Source organism: Winogradskyella ouciana (assembly GCF_009709615.1).
GTDB classification, from domain to species: Bacteria; Bacteroidota; Bacteroidia; order Flavobacteriales; family Flavobacteriaceae; genus Winogradskyella; species Winogradskyella ouciana.
Genome location: NZ_WJYA01000045.1, coordinates 1 through 304, shown reverse-complemented (window position 1 = coordinate 304; position 304 = coordinate 1). Strand labels below are relative to the sequence as shown.

The 304-nt window shown below is 37.8% G+C and carries 1 protein-coding gene; it reads right to left on the bottom strand.

The genetic code is table 11. From position 1 onward, the window contains the following. Positions 1 to 83: 83 nt before the first annotated feature. On the bottom strand, positions 84 to 304 hold a 221-nt coding region (locus tag F1003_RS18545; RefSeq protein ID WP_202913908.1), incomplete at its 5' end, for a hypothetical protein.

Sequence of the window (304 nt, the reverse complement as noted above, 5' to 3'; positions counted from 1 at the left end):
GTGCAGAGTTATAGTGGCTTGATGCTGGGAAAGTACACTGTGACTGATAATACTCAATGAAAATCAAAGTACAAACTAGGAAGCTAGCCGCAGGCTGTACTTGAGTACGTCAAGGTGAAGCTGACGTGGTTTGAAGAGATTTTCGAAGAGTATAGACCACAATTACTCAATACCAAATACCCCTGAATGGTTTCTTTTTCATGCACCAATATATTATAATAATCTTCATCCAATAATAAGGCTGATAAACTAGCATCTTGGTCAAAATGTAAGGGAATTTCTCGACCGTCCTTCTTTAATGTAT